The sequence below is a fragment of the Paraburkholderia sp. RL18-085-BIA-A genome (assembly GCF_046027075.1).
GTDB lineage: Bacteria > Pseudomonadota > Gammaproteobacteria > Burkholderiales > Burkholderiaceae > Paraburkholderia.
Map to the genome: position 1 here is coordinate 1 of NZ_JARESU010000349.1, position 2,542 is coordinate 2,542.

Genomic DNA, 2,542 nt, shown 5'->3' on the forward strand with positions numbered 1-2,542 from the left:
CTATAGTCGTTCATTCGACGATGGTCTTGCGTCGCTTTCCGGGATACAGCGGTCGTAGCTGTCTCACTTAAGGCAAAATACACGCGGAAGTCGCGCGCGACCGGCAGCATCGCACCGCGTGCGTCGCGCCAATCGGACGCGTGGAGATGCGCTATGGAAACCCTCCCGAGAAACTGCCTGACGCTTGTCGCGTTGGCGCTCCTGCTGACGGGATGTGCCGCTGCCGGCGTGCCACAAAGTGGGCCACATCTGAGCCCTACGGAGTGCCGCGACCTGGCCGCGCTTAGAAGCAACCCGTCTCCGACGAAGGTGCAACGCCAAACCGAGCTTTCGGCCCTGAGGAAAGCGGGCTACGACCCGAGACCCTGGAACGACGACCCAAACTACCCAGATGATCTACATGCGGCGCAGCGGCTGGTCGACCATTGGTTCCAAACCGATTGCCAGCAGGTTCAACCCGGGTGAGATGCCCCGGCGCCCATATGGGCATCCTAAGACTTAGCGAGCAGCAACCGCGCTCGCATTGCAGCGCACCGCTGTCTCCCTTGCAGCGTGGGCTGCCGGGCGCGCTGACGCTTACGACGTCAGCAATGGCCGATGAAGCGGCCTGCATTTCCGCGCAGAAAATGCCGCTGCCAGAGGTGCAACAGTCGCCTGAGTGACCAAACTTCGTTGCGTCCGAATGTCGTTTCCTGGCCGATTGCACCCGCTGAGATGCGGTGTCACAAAGCTGCCCTTGGCACAGGAAGAACGTTTCGACTGGCAGCTTACGGCTAACCTGGCTGAACGCGAACAATCGGCCACGAGGAGTCACTGGACCAATGCTCGCGCCCGTCCGTTCATAGGGGGACAGGGGACGCGCATCGCGGACGCAATTGCCTGTCTCGCCACGACGTCACACATATACGACGCGGTCACTGTATTGGTCGATGGTGGTGGCGTCACAAGATGAATTCTGGAACTCCCGTGCAGTCTTGTACAAGTGGCCGAGCGGCACTAACCTGACCAGCATGCTTCGGCTCCGCTCGCGTCAGTCCGATGTCGGGGCGCGATAGGGTGAACCCGGATGGAGTGTGACATGGGACAAGACGAATTCAGCGCCTTTGAGCGTCAGGGCTGGGAAACAGTCGCACAGCCGTATCACTCGTATTTTGGCGAACTGACAACGCAGTCCAATGATGCGTTGCTCGATGCGCTTGAGGTACATGCCGGCGTCCAGTTCCTTGATGTCGCGTCCGGACCCGGCTATCTCGCGGCGGCGGCAGCGCGTCGTGGCGCCGATGTAGTCGGCGTCGATTTCGCGGACGCGATGGTCCAGCAAGCGAGACGCATTTTCCCCGACCTCGCATTCCGTCCCGGGAGCGCCGAAGATCTGCCTTTTCCGGATACGAGTTTTGACGCGGTTGGTATCAGCTTCGGAATGCTGCATTTCGCTCGTCCCGAGGCCGCGCTCGCCGAAGCGTTTCGGGTGCTGCGCCCGGGCGGCAGAATCTCGTTTACGGTTTGGGCGCCGCCGGACCAGACCGTTGGATTCGGGATGGTGCTCAAGGCTATTGAGAAGCACGGTCGCATGGATGTCCAACTGCCTCCTGGGCCTCCGTTCTTCCGCTTCAGCGACTCGCACGAATCGGAGCGTGCGCTGCTTGATGCGGGTTTCGTTGAGCCCCGCATTAAGGAAGTCAGTCAAACGTTGCGTATCCGCGCGCCCGAAACGCCTTTCGACGTCCTGATGCGCGGTGGGGTGCGCGTCGCGGCGATCCTGAAGGCGCAGTCGCCGGAAGCGCTGGCTTCGATCCAGAAAGCTGTGTCCGGCGATGCGGCATCGTATACGAACAACGGTGAGGTGCAAGTCCCGATGCCGTGTGTACTCGCGTCTGCGAGAAAGCCCTGAATGGTCGTCGGCAGTAGCCACCGAGGCGAGCAGGAAGCGGGAAAATCCGGTTACGTCAGACCCGGCGCGCGGGGCGGAAGGCCGCTTTGGAGCGCGGTAGTGACCGTCGCCGAAAGGGCTCTGTCGCGATAAGGCGGAAGAGCGAATCATCGTTAGGATAATGAGGATTACTTATGCTGTCAGCGAGTAGAATTGCTCAGCGCGACTGCGCTCGGTGCAAATGTCTTTCATTTGACCCTTGGCGATCATATGCGCAAGCTCGATGCCGCTTAACAGGACGCGAGCGCGGCGAAAATTCTTGAAGCCCAGCATCGGACGCGTTCGCCTCTTGATAGCCCGATGGTCCTGCTCAACGATGTTATTCAAATACTTGTTCTGTCGAATCTTGATCGGGGTGTCCCGTTCGGCGTTCAGCGCGTCAAGCGCGGCAAGGTTCGGGCCGCTCTTATCGATGGTCACCGTCTCGGGTTCGCCGTTTTGGTCGATCGACTTTTCAAAGTAGCGCTGCGCCGCGACCTTGTCGCGATGGGCACGCAGCAGGAAATCGACCGTGTTGCCCTGCTCGTCGACCGCACGATACAAATACTTCCACTGCCCTCGGACCTTGATATACGTTTCGTCCATCCGACAGCTCGCTTGTGGTGGCGAAAC

General features: G+C 60.3%; 3 protein-coding genes. 2 read left to right on the forward strand and 1 reads right to left on the reverse strand.

Features of this window, described 5'->3' with window-relative positions:
- The first annotated feature begins 153 nt into the window (after positions 1 to 153).
- Together P0D89_RS52220 and P0D89_RS52225 are read left to right on the forward strand one after the other, a co-directional pair.
- Entirely contained in the window at positions 154 to 465 is a 312-nt protein-coding gene (locus tag P0D89_RS52220) for a DUF4148 domain-containing protein (RefSeq protein ID WP_408370889.1), read from the forward strand.
- A gap of 613 nt (positions 466 to 1,078) precedes the next feature.
- Positions 1,079 to 1,891 carry a class I SAM-dependent methyltransferase gene (locus P0D89_RS52225; RefSeq protein ID WP_408370891.1) on the forward strand — a complete coding sequence of 271 codons (813 nt, stop codon included), beginning with the start codon at positions 1,079 to 1,081 and terminating at the stop codon, positions 1,889 to 1,891.
- A 171-nt stretch (positions 1,892 to 2,062) separates the two neighbouring features.
- Here P0D89_RS52225 and P0D89_RS52230 read toward each other — a convergent pair.
- A partial coding sequence (locus tag P0D89_RS52230; RefSeq protein ID WP_408370893.1) for an IS6 family transposase occupies positions 2,063 to 2,542 on the reverse strand: 480 nt, incomplete at its 5' end.